General features: G+C 30.5%; 16 protein-coding genes. 4 read left to right on the top strand and 12 right to left on the bottom strand.

What is annotated here, in order from left to right; all coding sequences use genetic code 11:
• The first annotated feature begins 276 nt into the window (after nucleotides 1-276).
• From ACTQX6_RS12375 to ACTQX6_RS12360, 4 genes are read left to right on the top strand one after another with little or no spacing between them, the layout of a single operon-like run.
• Nucleotides 277-2442 carry a Dam family site-specific DNA-(adenine-N6)-methyltransferase gene (locus ACTQX6_RS12375; RefSeq protein WP_272003923.1) on the top strand — a complete coding sequence of 722 codons (2166 nt, stop codon included), beginning with the start codon at nucleotides 277-279 and terminating at the stop codon, nucleotides 2440-2442.
• Complete coding sequence (locus ACTQX6_RS12370) at nucleotides 2443-4425, top strand: AlwI family type II restriction endonuclease (RefSeq protein WP_272003922.1); 1983 nt, start codon at nucleotides 2443-2445, stop codon at nucleotides 4423-4425.
• A 20-nt stretch (nucleotides 4426-4445) separates the two neighbouring features.
• On the top strand, nucleotides 4446-5243 hold the full coding sequence (locus ACTQX6_RS12365; RefSeq protein ID WP_441657552.1) for a Hachiman antiphage defense system protein HamA: 798 nt from the start codon (nucleotides 4446-4448) through the stop codon (nucleotides 5241-5243).
• A complete protein-coding gene (locus tag ACTQX6_RS12360) occupies nucleotides 5224-7668 on the top strand; it encodes a DEAD/DEAH box helicase (RefSeq protein ID WP_441657551.1) in 2445 nt (814 codons plus the stop codon). The genes ACTQX6_RS12365 and ACTQX6_RS12360 overlap by 20 nt, the downstream gene beginning before the upstream one ends.
• A 93-nt stretch (nucleotides 7669-7761) precedes the next feature.
• Here ACTQX6_RS12360 and ACTQX6_RS12355 read toward each other — a convergent pair whose 3' ends face one another.
• The 12 genes from ACTQX6_RS12355 to ACTQX6_RS12300 form a co-directional block, all read right to left on the bottom strand.
• Nucleotides 7762-8760: a hypothetical protein gene (locus ACTQX6_RS12355; protein ID WP_441657550.1), complete on the bottom strand. Its 999-nt coding sequence runs from the start codon at nucleotides 8758-8760 to the stop codon at nucleotides 7762-7764.
• Nucleotides 8723-9118 carry a PrgI family protein gene (locus tag ACTQX6_RS12350; RefSeq protein WP_272003965.1) on the bottom strand — a complete coding sequence of 132 codons (396 nt, stop codon included), beginning with the start codon at nucleotides 9116-9118 and terminating at the stop codon, nucleotides 8723-8725. The genes ACTQX6_RS12355 and ACTQX6_RS12350 overlap by 38 nt, the downstream gene beginning before the upstream one ends.
• A gap of 1 nt (nucleotide 9119) precedes the next feature.
• Nucleotides 9120-9368 (bottom strand): hypothetical protein, encoded by a 249-nt coding sequence (locus ACTQX6_RS12345; RefSeq protein WP_272003963.1) that lies wholly within the window; start codon nucleotides 9366-9368, stop codon nucleotides 9120-9122.
• 66 nt (nucleotides 9369-9434) lie between these two features.
• Nucleotides 9435-9656: a hypothetical protein gene (locus ACTQX6_RS12340; protein ID WP_272003961.1), complete on the bottom strand. Its 222-nt coding sequence runs from the start codon at nucleotides 9654-9656 to the stop codon at nucleotides 9435-9437.
• A 73-nt stretch (nucleotides 9657-9729) separates the two neighbouring features.
• Nucleotides 9730-10182, bottom strand: a complete 453-nt coding sequence (locus ACTQX6_RS12335) for a DUF1294 domain-containing protein (protein ID WP_272003959.1) — start codon at nucleotides 10180-10182, stop codon at nucleotides 9730-9732.
• 80 nt (nucleotides 10183-10262) lie between these two features.
• Nucleotides 10263-10652, bottom strand: a complete 390-nt coding sequence (locus tag ACTQX6_RS12330; RefSeq protein ID WP_272003957.1) for a hypothetical protein — start codon at nucleotides 10650-10652, stop codon at nucleotides 10263-10265.
• Nucleotides 10653-10665: 13 nt separating this feature from the next.
• Complete coding sequence (locus ACTQX6_RS12325; protein ID WP_272003955.1) at nucleotides 10666-11139, bottom strand: helix-turn-helix transcriptional regulator; 474 nt, start codon at nucleotides 11137-11139, stop codon at nucleotides 10666-10668.
• 83 nt (nucleotides 11140-11222) lie between these two features.
• Nucleotides 11223-11555, bottom strand: coding sequence for a hypothetical protein (locus ACTQX6_RS12320; protein ID WP_438802654.1), 333 nt, complete (start codon nucleotides 11553-11555; stop codon nucleotides 11223-11225).
• Nucleotides 11556-11771: 216 nt separating this feature from the next.
• Complete coding sequence (locus ACTQX6_RS12315) at nucleotides 11772-12050, bottom strand: plasmid mobilization protein (protein WP_272003953.1); 279 nt, start codon at nucleotides 12048-12050, stop codon at nucleotides 11772-11774.
• Between the two features lie 33 nt (nucleotides 12051-12083).
• On the bottom strand, nucleotides 12084-13034 hold the full coding sequence (locus tag ACTQX6_RS12310; protein WP_272003951.1) for a nucleotidyl transferase AbiEii/AbiGii toxin family protein: 951 nt from the start codon (nucleotides 13032-13034) through the stop codon (nucleotides 12084-12086).
• Nucleotides 13024-13791, bottom strand: a complete 768-nt coding sequence (locus ACTQX6_RS12305; RefSeq protein WP_272003949.1) for a type IV toxin-antitoxin system AbiEi family antitoxin domain-containing protein — start codon at nucleotides 13789-13791, stop codon at nucleotides 13024-13026. The genes ACTQX6_RS12310 and ACTQX6_RS12305 overlap by 11 nt, the downstream gene beginning before the upstream one ends.
• Before the next feature lie 298 nt (nucleotides 13792-14089).
• Nucleotides 14090-14362 carry a DUF4314 domain-containing protein gene (locus ACTQX6_RS12300; protein ID WP_272003947.1) on the bottom strand — a complete coding sequence of 91 codons (273 nt, stop codon included), beginning with the start codon at nucleotides 14360-14362 and terminating at the stop codon, nucleotides 14090-14092.
• Between the last annotated feature and the right edge of the window lie 139 nt (nucleotides 14363-14501).

Here is a 14501-nt window from a genome sequence, read left to right as displayed (position 1 = left end):
TGACAAAAGACATATGTTCTTTTGAGCTGCCAATTGATGTGTTTACACTCTATCAAAACTAAAAAACATCATTTTTAATTCTCTACATCAACTTTTTAGTTGAACTTAGCGTTTTTTTTCTTTAGTTATACTCTTTTTACAAAGTTGAAGATATAAATTCTCTCTACTTATTTGATGCGATTAGCATCTGAAAATATCTTGTAAATATGAAATAATTAAGCCAAATGTGCTATAATGTCTACTAAGATAATAAAAATGTGGCAAGGAGGAATAATAGTGGCAAATCTAAATGTTTCAGATGTGATAAGAGAATTAGACATTTCTAAGTCATATTTATATAAATTGATACACAAAGCAAATATTTCAATTCCTAAAAGTGAAACTGGCAGATACTTTTGGGATGAAAATATAGTTGAAGATATAAAAAATGTTTTGCATGTTGATGAAATGAAAAAAGCAACTAATACAGAACTCTTAATGTCAAAGCTAGGTTTAAAGCAATCATTTATAAATAATAGAAGGTATTTGGGCAATAAGTATTCTCTTTCGGAGTTTATTAGAAAAACAGTTGAACAAAACTGTAAAGGTGTGAACATAGTTGTAGATATTTTTAGCGGTACAGGAGCGGTATCAAATGCATTTAAGGATAAAATGCTTATTACAAATGATTTGTTGTATAGCAATTATATTTCCAATTATGCTTGGTTTGGGTACGAGAAATATTCAAGTAAAAAGATAATTGATCTTATATACAAATATAATCAAGTGAAAACTAACGAAAACAACTACATGCGTGAAAATTTTGCAGATACATTTTTCTCTGCTGATGATTGTAGCAAAATAGGATATATAAGAGAAGATATAGAAAAAAATTTTATTAATAAAGAAATAAATTTCAAAGAATATGCTATATTAATCACCTCACTTTTATATGCGATGGATAAGATTGCAAATACAGTTGGGCATTATGATGCATATAGAAAGAACGCAAATTTTGAAAAGCAATTAACATTGAATGTTTTATTACCAGAAGAACTTAATTCTAATAATACTTGCTATAACCTTGACGCAAATGAGCTTATAAAAACAATAGAATGTGATTTATTATATTTAGATCCTCCATATAACTCGCGACAATATTGTGATGCGTATCATTTGCTTGAAAATGTAGCACGATGGGAGAAACCAGAGGTTCATGGTGTTGCAAGAAAAATGGATAGAACTGCTCTTAAAAGCGACTACTGTATGATTAGTGCAACAAAAGCTTTTGAAGAACTGATAGAAAATGCTGATGCTAAATATATATTGCTTTCATACAATAATATGTCGGATAAAGGAAATGATAGATCAAACGCTAAAATATCAGATGAAGATATTTTGAGGATTCTCAGCAAAAAAGGTAAGGTTAAAATATTTGAAGCTGACTATAAAAGTTTTTCGACAGGCAAATCAGATATTAAAGATAATAAGGAAAGACTTTTTTTATGCGAAGCATTTGAAAAAGAAAAAAAGAAAATGAATATATCATGTCCTTTCAATTATATTGGTGGGAAATTTAAATTGTTAGAACAGATACAGCCTTTATTTAATGAGTCCGAGGTGTTTTTAGATTTATTTGCTGGTGGTGGGAATGTAGGCATAAACTCATTGTCTTCTAAAGTGATTTTTAACGATATAAATGAGAACCTAATTGATTTAATAAAATACATTAAAGACTGTAGCACGGATGCATTACTAAAGAAAATAGATGATATTATTGATGAATATGGCTTATCTAATACATCTTTATATGGATATGCATATTATGGTTGTAATAGTAGCACAGGATTGGCGAAGTATAATAAAGAAAAATTCTTGAAATTAAGGGATGACTTTAATTCCAAAGTGTTTATCGGAGAAACTGATTATGTTATGTTATATGTGTTAATGGTATATTCATTTAACAATCAAATTCGCTTTAATCGTAAAGGTCAATTTAACCTTCCAGTTGGTAAAAGAGATTTTAACTCTAAGATGAGAAGTAAATTAGTTTTATTCTCGGAAGAATTAAAGAAGAAAGATATTCATTTTATGAAAAAAGATTTCAGAGAAATTTCCTTAGATTCAGTTTCTCAAGATACTTTTATTTATTGTGATCCCCCTTATTTGATTACAAGTGCAACATATAATGAAAATGGAATGTGGGCTGATGACGACGAAAAAGATTTGCTTGCTTTTTTAGATGAAGCTAATAAACAAGGCTTTAAATTTGCTTTGTCGAATGTTTTGAAGTGTAAAAATAAAATAAATACAATATTGAAGGATTGGATTGAAAATAATGGATATTATTGCCACTATTTAAATAAAAGTTATTCAAATAGTAATTATCACAGAAAAGATAAAGAAAGCCTATCAGAAGAAGTATTAATTACTAACTACCCTGTTGATTGGAGGAATGAGTAAATGGCTAATATAAGTATTCCATATCAAAGTTTTTGCTGGGTTATAGGAACTACAAGCTTTAGAATGGCAAAATTGAATTTAAAAATAGAAGAACAATTGTTGTTATTAGACGAATTTCATAATGGAATCATAAAAAATTCTGATTGGAATTGGAATAATGAATTGCAAGAAAAGTATTATGATTTCATGAAAGATAAAGAATTTGTTGCAGGGGATGCAAAAAGAAAAGATAAAGATGCCAGAGAAAAAACTTCAGGTTTGGTAGATATTGGCTTAATTACGGATGACAGATTGATTACGGAAGCTGGTAGAGAGCTTTTAAGCTTAGCGAGTAATGGGAATTTTAAAACAAATAATTTGTTTAATATCAATAGCGATAGCTTCGTTTATTTAAGACAGCTTCTTAAAACTAGCATAGATGTAAGTGGAAGCATGGTCAGACCGTTTATTATTACTGTTAAATGTCTTACTGAACTTGGATATTTAAGTTATGATGAATTTACTTATTTTGTTCCTTTAATTAAAGATGAGGAAAGTGCAAAAGAAATTATTTCGGATATTAAGTTGTATCGTGAAAATAAAATAGAACTTGATGAAATAATTTACAAAAGGCTTATACAGATGCCTAACTATCAATTTGCAAAAGAAATTATCGTTACATCAGATATAGACGAAGATTTAATTTGTTTAATTGGAATGAACCGAAAAAGTAGAAGCTATGATAAGCCATATTATAAACTGTACGAAAACATAAAGAATATATTCATTGATGGTGGAAATGATTATGAATCTTTACTAAAATCTGCGAAAGGAATCAATCAAAAGCCAGGAATATTATGGAGAAACCTAATATTCAAAACAACAAATATTGGAATAATAAGGAAAAATGGAGCAAGCTCAATTAATAATCAATGTCCTTTTTTTAATTGTAAAAATGAGCAAGAACTGAAAGAGACATTCTTTAAATATTTACATGTATTTAAGGCAAAGGCAACCCTATCTGATTACTTTGATTTAAATAGAAGATATTTTAATATTACTGATACTATAATATTTGAAGACAGAATGATTAAACTTGATATGATTCCGAAGTATTATTTTAAAGAAATAATGGATAATCTTTATAAAGAAGCATTTAAAAAAGATGATAATCTTCAGATTAATGTTGAATTAGGAACTATTTCATCAGCATTTGAAATTGATATCAATAAAGTATATGAGTCATTAAGTAAAGATTTGGGTATCACGCTAAAGAGTCCAGAACAAGCAGCAACTTATGTCAACGATGAACGATATCGCAGATTCAATGAAATGATTGATAAGAGATTTAGCGATTCTGTTCTTATTGAATTGCTAAATTGTTTTGAAAATCGTAATGACAAAAGAATTGAAGAACTTGTTACCGACGAGGCTACAATACCGACTATTTTCGAGTATATTTTAGGAATAATATGGTATAAGGTGAGTGAAAGACAAGGAAATATTTTAGACTTCATGCAATTATCTTTAGAAGCTAATCTATTACCTAAAACACATGCGGCTGGTGGATATGCGGATATCATTTATGAGTATGAAGCGTGTCTAGCTTATCCAAAACATGCGTTGTTACTAGAAGCAACACTTGCTGATGGAACAAATCAAAGAAGAATGGAGATGGAACCAGTTTCAAGACATTTAGGAGATTATAGAATTAGGTTTAACAATCCATTTGACTATAGTTTGTTTGTTAGTACATATTTAGATAAAAATGTGATTTCTGATTTCAGATATAGAAAAATTATTCCATACACAAGAGATGAAGAAACCATCACAGGAATGAAGATTATTTCAATGGATACAGACTCTCTTAAGAAGATAATTGAAAATAATATCAAATATAAATACCTTTATGAAGTCTTTGATAAATACCATGAAATGCCTTTAGATACAGTAGATTGGCATACTGGAATGATAAAAGAAGCTACTGGAGAATATAAAGCTTAATTTGTATTAAAAGGGAAAAAATGATGGAAGGTATAGTTGAAAGAAAAAATGGTGAAACTACTATTTTAGAAGTTAAATACTTATCTGAAGATCTTAAGAAGAAAATACAGGATGAATTAGTAGAAATTTGTCATGGAGAATATGCACTAGTTTCAGATTTTGATGAACATTCATTTGAAGCTACTGTAAAAGAACTGATAAATTATAGAATTCCAAAATATAAAAATAAAAAAATAGGTGCTATAGGTGAACTATTATTAAATGTAATGATGCGAGAATTCACAGATATGAAAGTTGTTTCACCGTTTTTTAACTTAGAAGAAAGAAATGCAAAAAAAGGTTTTGATATTATAGCAGTTGATTCTAATATGGAATTATGGATTATAGAATCAAAAGCTGGAGAATTAGGAAAGTATAAAAATTCCACGGATAAAGTATGTGAACGAATTAACGCTGCTAAAAATGACTTGGATATAAGATTAAACGAGCATAATTCACAGTTATGGTTAAATGCAATGAATAGTGTTAGAAGCGCATTGGATGATACTAGTGAAAAAAATACAATATTGAATATACTTAGGGATAATAAATCATACTCTAGTTGTGACAAAAATGTTGTTTTAGGAGGTACAGTGTTTTGTGTTTTTGATACAAAGATAGATTTAGCAAAAATAGAAGAATTGTACAATTCTATACTAAAATCGAAGAAGTTTTCAAAATTGAAATTAATTGCGATACAAAAACAAACATATCAAGCGATAATAGATTTTTTGGCAACACTAGTGGAGAACGATTATTATGGACAGATTGACTCTTAGAAAACTATATAACACCGAATTTCCTAGATTGTATGAAAAAATTTTGAAAAATGAGGATTTGTCTGATTTAGAATTAGAAAAAGTATTATCTATTGGTATTTTTCTAGTTGGATTAGAAGACACTAAACTTCAAAAACTAGGGTATAGATTATTTTTGCTATATAGTAAAATTACTCATGATTATAAGCCCCTATATGAAATTAGTTTGAACAAAGGATTTATTCCTATATCTCAATTTATAGAGAATAATTTAAAGTATTCGGATAATTACGATAATTTACATACTATTATAAATGATATAACCAGTGCTAAATATAAATGGAATAAGTCGTATCAAACAATAGGACAATATGAACTGTTTAAAACTTCGGTGAACTTGAAATTAAAATCTCAGATTGTTGTAGCTCCGACATCATATGGAAAAACAGAATTGATATTGTCATTTATTGATCATGATAATTTTAATAAGATCTGCATTGTTTCTCCAACAAAATCTCTTTTAGCACAAACTAAGAAAAGAATTATAGATAAATTTGGTTATAGGAAAATAATAACATACCCAGAAATGTATAATGGTAATGATGAAAATATTATTGCTGTATTAACTCAAGAGAGGCTATTACGGTTGTTACAGAATAATCCGAATTTAAAATTTGATTTATTAGTTGTAGATGAAGCACATAATTTGTTAGATGAATTCTCAGAAGAGAATTACCGAAGTGTAATATTAGCGTCAGTTATTATTATATGTACTAAAAGAAATAATAATATTGTGCAGAAATATTTGACTCCATTTTTAACTAATAAAGATAGTATAGATATAGAACATATAACTAGTAATATTAACTGGTATAAGGTAAAAGAAAATATTAAATCTGAATTGTTTTATTTTTATGATTTGACTAACAATAAAAAGATGATATTAGATCAATATTCTCCACTTAAAGAAAAATTTATTGAGATTGAGGTTAATTGTCTAGGAGAAGATTCTGATGTTGTTATTAAATATTGTGATGCTAAGAACATAATATATCTTAATAGCCCTAAGAAACTTGAAGAATTTGCAAATGAACTATATGGAAAATTATCTTTGAAACAAAGTAATGTGTTGAATAAAGCAGCTAATGATTTAAGAGAGTATGTGCATGATGACTATGAATTGGCTAATTGTGTTGAAAAAGGTATTATATATCATCATGGTTCTATGCCTGAGCAAGTTAGATATTTTATAGAAAGCTTATATGCGGATATTCCAGAGATAGGAATGCTTATTGCAAACTCAACTCTATTAGAAGGTGTAAATATTCCAGCTACAAAAATGTTTATTTTAGATCCAAGTAGAGGTAGCGGATACTTGTCAGTCTCTTCTTTTAAGAATTTGATTGGAAGAGTATGTAGGTTTGGAGAAATTTTTAACGAGAAAACAGGAAGTTTAGATTACTTAATGCCTGAAATCCATATTGTCAAAGGAAAATATTGTAGAACTAACTTCAATGCCTTAAGTTTTGTTAAGAGTAGAAAAATTCTTGTTGAAGATTCAGATAAAATTGTTGACGAGATAAATAATCCGTTATTAAAAAATAACAATTCTGAAGCTGAAGAGGTTAAAAAAGCAGAAGAAATTTTGGAAAATATTTCATCTACGGATTCAATCATAGAAGAATATGATAATAAACCTAAAACTAAAGTGGGTAAACTATGTTTTGAGAATAGTGTAAGCATATTTAATATATTTGAAAAGGAGATACAAATTTCTGAAGGATTAAAACAAATTGATAAGGTTCACAGCTTAGATACAGTGTTCGCGGTGATGGATTACTTGTTTTTCTCTAAGATAGATAAAGTTGGTGGAGAATATAATAATTTAAAAAGATTAAGAGAAGTAGAAGCACAAAAATTTTATAAAATGCTAATCAATTGGAGAATTATGGGTTTTACAATAAAAGAAATGGTGAGTGAAGTGGTAAACTATTGGAATACTCTCAGAGAAGGTTCACAAATAGTTTATGTAGGTAAATGGGGAGATAAGACTAGAGGCGGTTATAAAAAGTATTGGACAGATATTTCTCAAAAGAGTGAGCACGAAAAAAACAATTTAGCAATTGTAAGATTAAAGGAAGAGTATGATTTTATAGATAATGAAATTGTAAAATATATCGAAATATTACATTCGTTAGATTTGATAGAGGAATCTTTTTATTTGAAAATTAAATATGGAACAGATAATAAAGAAAAAATAGCTCTGTTAAATTGTGGAATTAGTAATACATTAACCAAATTGCTAAAAGATAAATATAAGAATATGTATCAATTTGATTTTGATAGAAGCACAGTAATTTTTTCCAAAGAGCTTATTCCTAAAATGATTGAAAATAATGAAAATGGGATTTTGATTTCTGAAGTAAAAATGAATTCCAAAGAGTAAATATATTTAATTATTTTAGTTTGCTATTGAAATACTTTTGAAGTATTTTCTAAGAAAAAGACATAAAAAGATAATCAAGAGATATAAATATCATCAAGATAAATAGCTTAAAACCCTTATTTTCAATGGGCACAATGGTGTCAATTCTTTACATTCTTTTCGCTGGCTTTCCATATCATAAGGAATAACGGCAGAAAAGTTGTTGTTTGCATTTTGCCGCTGCTGCCAGTTGGTGATATTGGTATTCACGCCCAAGAGCTTGTTTTCGGCTTCTTTGACCGCTTCATCCGTTGGAATTGTTAAGATATTCATGGAATAGATAAGATTTTTATTGAGACCGCATATCTCGGCAACAAACCTGCCCTTCAGATATTGCGGATAGTTTTCAAGATACAATACACGCCCATATCTTTCATTGAATTTAAAATAGTTCTTTTCATATTTCGGCATGTCCGGACAGATCTTTTCTTTGAAAGAATGTCCTTTATATATCGAATCATTGATATCAAATTCAAAGGATTCATATGGATCGCGGTAAAAAGCATGAAGGATCTTGAGCGTTTCATTGGTTGTCAGTTCTTTGCAGTTGGATCCGATTTTGTCGAAGTAAGATGAAAGCTCAAGCGAGATCCTGGAAAAGAAAGTTCTGGCTTCTGAGATACTGTTCTTGAAAGTGGTAATGGTTATATATTTTTCCTGGATTAGATTGTCGCTTTTAGCCAGATTTTCCAGGATCAGATCATTGTAGGCTTGTCTAAGATCGTTGAGCTCATCATCCGCTTTATGGATCAGGATCTTATTGGATATTTCCTCTGGATCCACTTTCCGGTTTAAGATCGTGATCTTAGCTGTACCGGATGCATCAAGGGAATTGAGCATTTCACCGTATCCCAATAAGATGCCTTTTTTGTCTTCTCCAGCTGCATTGGAGTAGTTGATGTCACTGAACATATAGGTTTTGGAATAACGCTTGCCGACAGAAAAAATACCATCCTTATAGACCTTGTCGATAGGGATGGTATCCTGAACACATCGGGGAATTTTGAATTTTTCCTTATTTTGACGTTTGAATTTGCTTAGACTTTTTAACATTTCTTTTTGTTAGCTCCTTTATCTGTTTTTTGATGATTGGTTTGGCCAATTCATAATATAAGTTGAATGGTTTATCGACCAGTTCAGTCTTTTTAAGAAGCAACGACCTGAAAGCCTCGTAGATGATCTTTTCCATCGTCATCGGCTGATATCTGATAAACCCGATGGCCGCAAAAGGGGCAGCACCTAAGATGCATAACCAGCTGGTGATCTCCATGCCAAAAGTGTTGATAGAACTAAAGTAAATAAGAACTGCTACAGCGCAAGCCAGAATTGAATAAATAAACTGTTTTACAGAGAGTCCAAAGAAGATACTTTCGGTGTAGCTTCGTATTTCTTTATTGATCTTGATTTCCATGTTAGAAAGAAGCCTCCATATATTCTCGAAGCTCATCTTCTTTTAGGATGATGACATCGATATAAAGGATATGTTCAATCGGTATGGTTGTGATTCCTAAGTTATTGCCGTCCTTAACGGCTATTTTGATAGTCTTAGATCTAGGATTCTCATATTGAGAAATAATGTCACTTCTCTCATGAGAAATGACTTCTTTTACAGTTTCACCTGTGATGAGGTGTAATTTGATTAGATTTTGTTTTTTGTTCATTATGACCTCCATAAAAAAAGCAAGACTTTTAAATCTTGCCTTGTAATCTTATTTGGTATAGTATTGCTAAAATAATACATCCGGATCAGAACACTCTATTGTTACCATTTCTTGACAATGATCACATTCATGATCAACTTCAAAATGTGTAGTTACTTCATCAATGTTGCTAGTAAAATAAAATCCGGAATTGTATTCGCCACACACTGGGCATACCCAGTCAACACTAATGAAAGCACCTGTACTATCTTTCGATACTTTTACGTTTTGTCCAATTGTTCTTTCCATTATCTTTCCTCCTATGGCCTATTCATTAAATAAAAAATACAGAATAATTGCATTATTATTGTTAAGGGAACACCTACAGTAAAGTAATCTTGTCTTGTTTTTGTAGAAAAATATACATTGCCAATAAAGCTCCTATTGATCCTCCGATAAATGATAAAAATAACAATACAGATATTCGAATTTGCTTATGTCCCTCAATTGAATGTATCTTATCTAAGGCGAATGCAATCAAAGTAATGATGTTGATAACCAATAGATATATCACAATAATTGGATTAGCTTTAAAGTATTCAATAGCATTAATAGTTAAGTCATTTCTGATATATCCTTTGATGATTAACAGAAGAATAATTTGAATCACTAAGATGCACCAAATAAACACTCTAGACATCATCGCTTCTTTTTTTCTGTACTTTGGAGTTCGACCAAAAATAATCATAGACAACGCAATCCCCAAAGAACCAAAGCACAATGATAGAATAGTCATTATGGTGTCGGAAATATTACTAGATTCACTTGCTAGCAAATAGATGTATATAATGAAGTACAGAAAACCAATTATGTTGATAGCAATTAGATAATAATCAAATCTAGACAATTCTAGCATTATAAATCTACCGCCTTGTTGCATGAATTAAGATATGCTTTTCGATATGCCATTTGTTGGCCGCCAAATGATCCGCCATGTCTTAAGTCGTTTGAGATTGCCTTATTAAAGAAACTTTCTTTTATCTCGGATAGATTTTCCAAATTATTAATTCTGCATTTTAATGAGTCAATAATCTGTTTGGAATTTTCTAAAGCCTTTTTTTCAACATCCAAAGAATTTTTGTATCTCTTCATCATAATAGCAGTTATTCCCAACCCTGAAACTAAAACGATGTATGAACCGACAATAATTTCATTCTGATGGTTTTTGCAAAAAGATTTTGCTTTATGCAAGTATTGAGAGATTTTATCTTTTGCTGCCATTTGATGTTTTTTTAAATTAGTCATTCCTCCTGTTTTTTTATTTCTTTTTAGAAGCAGTGGCTTTGTATATCCAAGATCCAATTTCTCTAACTAAATGGGGATTTGTTGCTAGAAACGTTAAGCTTGCTGCGCAAATTGTACCCGCTATTTTCATCCATTCTTTTGATGCTTCTTTTCTTGTTGCAGTTCCGGCAAGAATAGAAGGTGAGATTAGTTGAGCCTTTTGAATCAATTCATCTTTTTCTTCGGGCTCATAATTTTCTGGATGATCCACTAGCATATCTAGCAATGTGGCCAACATTTCTGTTTCATCTTTATTTCTTGCTATTTCAGCATCTAACACGCTCCTGATAGCAATATATTGAAGCTTAGTTAAAGGGTATCTGCTAGTTTCAATATTACTTATTGTCATTTTAGAAACGCCAATCTTATCAGCAAATTCTTGGGCAGTCCATCCAACTGATCTTCGAATTAAAGAGAAATTTTTCTGCAATCTTTCAATTTCATTCATAATTTATTATCACCACTAATATTATATATCTTGTATACTGACTATACAAGATAAAAATAAAATGTGGTAATAATATTGATATATTATAATCCCATCATGTCTTTCACTAACCGGTCACTCATCTTAACGGTTCCGATAAGAATCAGCATATTAAATACGATTTCACCGATATAGCTCCATAACATAATGACAGCATTGGCATCGGTATCAATAACAGGCGGAGCCGAGGCAAAAGCTGAGAAGATCACACATGCCAGTACGATCATCGCTCCTTCAAGGCAAACGCCGGCATAAGACTTCATGAAAGTATAGGAAATGTTTTGAGTGGCTTCACCAGCCGATGACGATAAAGGAATTGGGGATATGGCTGTATAAATATAAAGCTTAAAGAATCGCCCATAGACAGTAAGGATCATGATAAAGGACAAAAACGTAAAGAATATACCGCCTAATAATGTGACTTCTCATAATATGGGATGGACTCCAAGAATCCTACGTTTTCTACAGTGTCTTTGATATCCTAGATTGCAGTAATTGCTATAACTATTCTTTTATATAAATCGGCTTTCCTTGTGAGACGATGACGCGGATCTTTACGTTATCATTAAAAGTAAATCAACATTATCGGAATATTATTTATAATCGATATAAGATGACTTATTGGCAATAAGGGCAATCTGATTCATATTGCTGCCAATGTGTCTTAGCTCGCTTAATATCTCCAAATATTCCAGGTTTGGTTTGTTGCAGGGAACGATTTCATTGATCAAAGAGCGAAGATAAGATTTAATGGATCTTCCACTTTCTTTGGTCAATGCGTTTAATTTGATAAGCTCCGTTTCACTAAGACGGATCTTTATTTTTTTGTCTGGTCGTGCCTTTCCTTCTTTCTTTAGCGTATAAAAAACCAACGTCTATGCGTTGGCTAATGCTATTGATAGTATTTAAGACTTTTTTGTTTCTCTGGTTTTCCATATGGCCATGGGATGATTTTGAATTCTTTTTAATTCATCGCCGTCATAAAGCAGTTTAGGGATATATTTCTTTCGTTTAAACTGTTCTATGAACATGAATTCATTTTCATCTAATATAAAGTGATTGTTAAAGAAATCATTAATAGTTTGTTTAGCTTCTGATAATGAGAAAAATTCTTTGGCATTGATAACAGGTATCAAAAATCTTTTGATATTATTTTGTGTAATAGAATCTAAGTTGTCTAAGTTAAAATCAAACATTCCATCTTCGTTGCTGATTGCTCTATAGAACACAGCACATTTTTTTATTTTTTTAATTTCTTCTTCATTAAAAATATTTGCATTTATCATGTAAAAGAAATCATAAAGGTCTCTTGGTGTCGAACGAGTCATCAAAGCCACAAGTTTGCTTCCAAATATCTCGATGGGATCAACCGTTCGAGTTTCAACTTCGCCAATTAATCCATAGTTTTTGGTTTTTACGATCACCGGCTCATAGATATGAACTCTTAACATATAGTTTATTTCTATTTTGATGTTATCGAGATTTCCTCCAGCATTAGTGTAGGTTGCTTTAATACTGTCAAGCGCATGATGTTCACGTGAGTCTTTACCAAGCTGATAGCCATTTTTTTCTAGATAATCAATGAGCAATGATTTGACTATTTTTCTATCCTTTAACATATCATCTCTAGAAGAATTTTTCGTGTAATCTAAATCGATATCGACCGATAATCGCGGTAAATCAAATATTGTTAAATTTATAGCTGTCCCGCCCTTTAAAGCTAAGTTTTCAAATAAAAATTGTTCAGAACGTATATAAGACAATATATCGACTAAGCGAACAACTTTTTCATAGGTATCTCTTACATAATGATGTTGATCAGCTTCTTTTTGTAATTGTCTTTTGTTAAAGTTCATTCATATCATTTCCTTTACTTAGTATTGTTGAAATATAGTGAGGAACACAAACATTCCACTTTTTATCTAATGTTGTATTGGGTATTTTTTTAGAAGTATTCAGATAACATTTTGATGAACCGATTTTTGATTGCAAATAATTAAGTGCAGCATCACTGATACCGAGATTGGTTTTAAATGTTGCTAAAATATAACCGGATCGCTGGTATAAAACTTTTTTGTTATAAAAGTCTAGTATTTCTAATAACTTATTTTCGTTTATATTGTGAATGCTATTAAATGCTCGATAGATTTCCTCTATGCCGCCGGCTAAATCAATTTGATCAATACAATCGATCATTGTTCTTTCGACGCTCGTGATTCTGAGCCCATCATAATTGGATTCTATTTGCAGATCGCATTTGCTTTGAACAAAATGATAAGTGATATATTCGAATTCAAAATCATTCACTCTGTTATTTCCGGAATATACAAGCTCGTTAAATACTTGATTATTGAAACCGCGATATTCTAAAGCAGAATGATAGGATATATAATTATCGCGATTGAGTTTTGTAGCAATTATATATTTGTTGTAAAGCGGACTATTATTTACGATATCCATTGCAACATAATAATTGTGTTTCACTCTTTTGATATATCCTTTTTTAAGAGAGCGCGATAAAAATGATTCAGCCGTTTTAGGATTTTGAATCACTTTTTCAATATCTTTTTTTGAGAAAACTCCTAAATCTAAAATTTCATCATAGTATTTCACATTCATCACCTGGTTAAATATTATCACAAAAACCTCTAAAAAGTGAGGTTTTTATACTAAATTTTAACCAGATTTTATATCACATTCCATGTCATATGATCTTAGGGATATTCCTTAAAGTTAATTTGGAATGGTGGTGGGGCCATTATTCAATTTCTCAAACTGATTTTGAGCTTATACAGTTTCTTGAGGTCATCATACAATTTGCTGTGTTCTTTATCCATGGTTTTGATGCGTTCTTGATTTCTGGATTTCTTCTTTTCAAAGATAGAAATGTTATAAAGAACTTCTTTGTACATTAGCACTCCTGATTTTTCGATTTATTGTGTTCTGATTTTCCAATGACCTTGAAATGATCTTCGCCAGGAATTAGTCCAAGACTTGATCCGTTCTCCCAAGACATGTGAATCGTACCGGCATCATCAACATGATCGACTGTGCCAATGGAACCTGGGGCAACGGCATGATAAGGATCATCCATTTGGATACACTGGATTTTTGTTCCTGGAGGATATTGTTTTTTTAATCTTTCTACTTGTCTTAATTCATTACCAATTGAGTATTTGTTCATATTCTAAAAATCTCCTTTACAAATTTGATCGCTAAATTCAACTAAAAAGTTGATGATTCAACATGAATAGCGTCAGATTCAGGGATATTCTTTGATATATAAAGGAGATTCCCTATGATCAACGAAACATTCTTGAACC

The organism is Faecalicoccus sp. LCP19S3_E2 (assembly GCF_052121255.1).
Lineage (GTDB): Bacteria > Bacillota_I > Bacilli_A > Erysipelotrichales > Erysipelotrichaceae > Faecalicoccus.
The sequence above is the reverse complement of the archived record's forward strand: the minus strand, read 5'-3'. Positions and strand labels throughout refer to the sequence as shown.

Excerpts from the sequence above, each read along its gene's own strand:
- ACTQX6_RS12370 (WP_272003922.1), top strand. The coding sequence starts at position 2,443 with ATGGCTAATATAAGTATTCCATATCAAAGTTTTTGCTGGGTTATAGGA.
- ACTQX6_RS12365 (WP_441657552.1), top strand. The coding sequence starts at position 4,446 with ATGATGGAAGGTATAGTTGAAAGAAAAAATGGTGAAACTACTATTTTA.
- ACTQX6_RS12360 (WP_441657551.1), top strand. The coding sequence starts at position 5,224 with ATGGACAGATTGACTCTTAGAAAACTATATAACACCGAATTTCCTAGA.
- ACTQX6_RS12355 (WP_441657550.1), bottom strand. The coding sequence starts at position 8,760 with ATGTTAAAAAGTCTAAGCAAATTCAAACGTCAAAATAAGGAAAAATTC.
- ACTQX6_RS12350 (WP_272003965.1), bottom strand. The coding sequence starts at position 9,118 with ATGGAAATCAAGATCAATAAAGAAATACGAAGCTACACCGAAAGTATC.
- ACTQX6_RS12345 (WP_272003963.1), bottom strand. The coding sequence starts at position 9,368 with ATGAACAAAAAACAAAATCTAATCAAATTACACCTCATCACAGGTGAA.
- ACTQX6_RS12340 (WP_272003961.1), bottom strand. The coding sequence starts at position 9,656 with ATGGAAAGAACAATTGGACAAAACGTAAAAGTATCGAAAGATAGTACA.
- ACTQX6_RS12330 (WP_272003957.1), bottom strand. The coding sequence starts at position 10,652 with ATGACTAATTTAAAAAAACATCAAATGGCAGCAAAAGATAAAATCTCT.
- ACTQX6_RS12325 (WP_272003955.1), bottom strand. The coding sequence starts at position 11,139 with ATGAATGAAATTGAAAGATTGCAGAAAAATTTCTCTTTAATTCGAAGA.
- ACTQX6_RS12320 (WP_438802654.1), bottom strand. The coding sequence starts at position 11,555 with ATGATCCTTACTGTCTATGGGCGATTCTTTAAGCTTTATATTTATACA.
- ACTQX6_RS12310 (WP_272003951.1), bottom strand. The coding sequence starts at position 13,034 with ATGAACTTTAACAAAAGACAATTACAAAAAGAAGCTGATCAACATCAT.
- ACTQX6_RS12300 (WP_272003947.1), bottom strand. The coding sequence starts at position 14,362 with ATGAACAAATACTCAATTGGTAATGAATTAAGACAAGTAGAAAGATTA.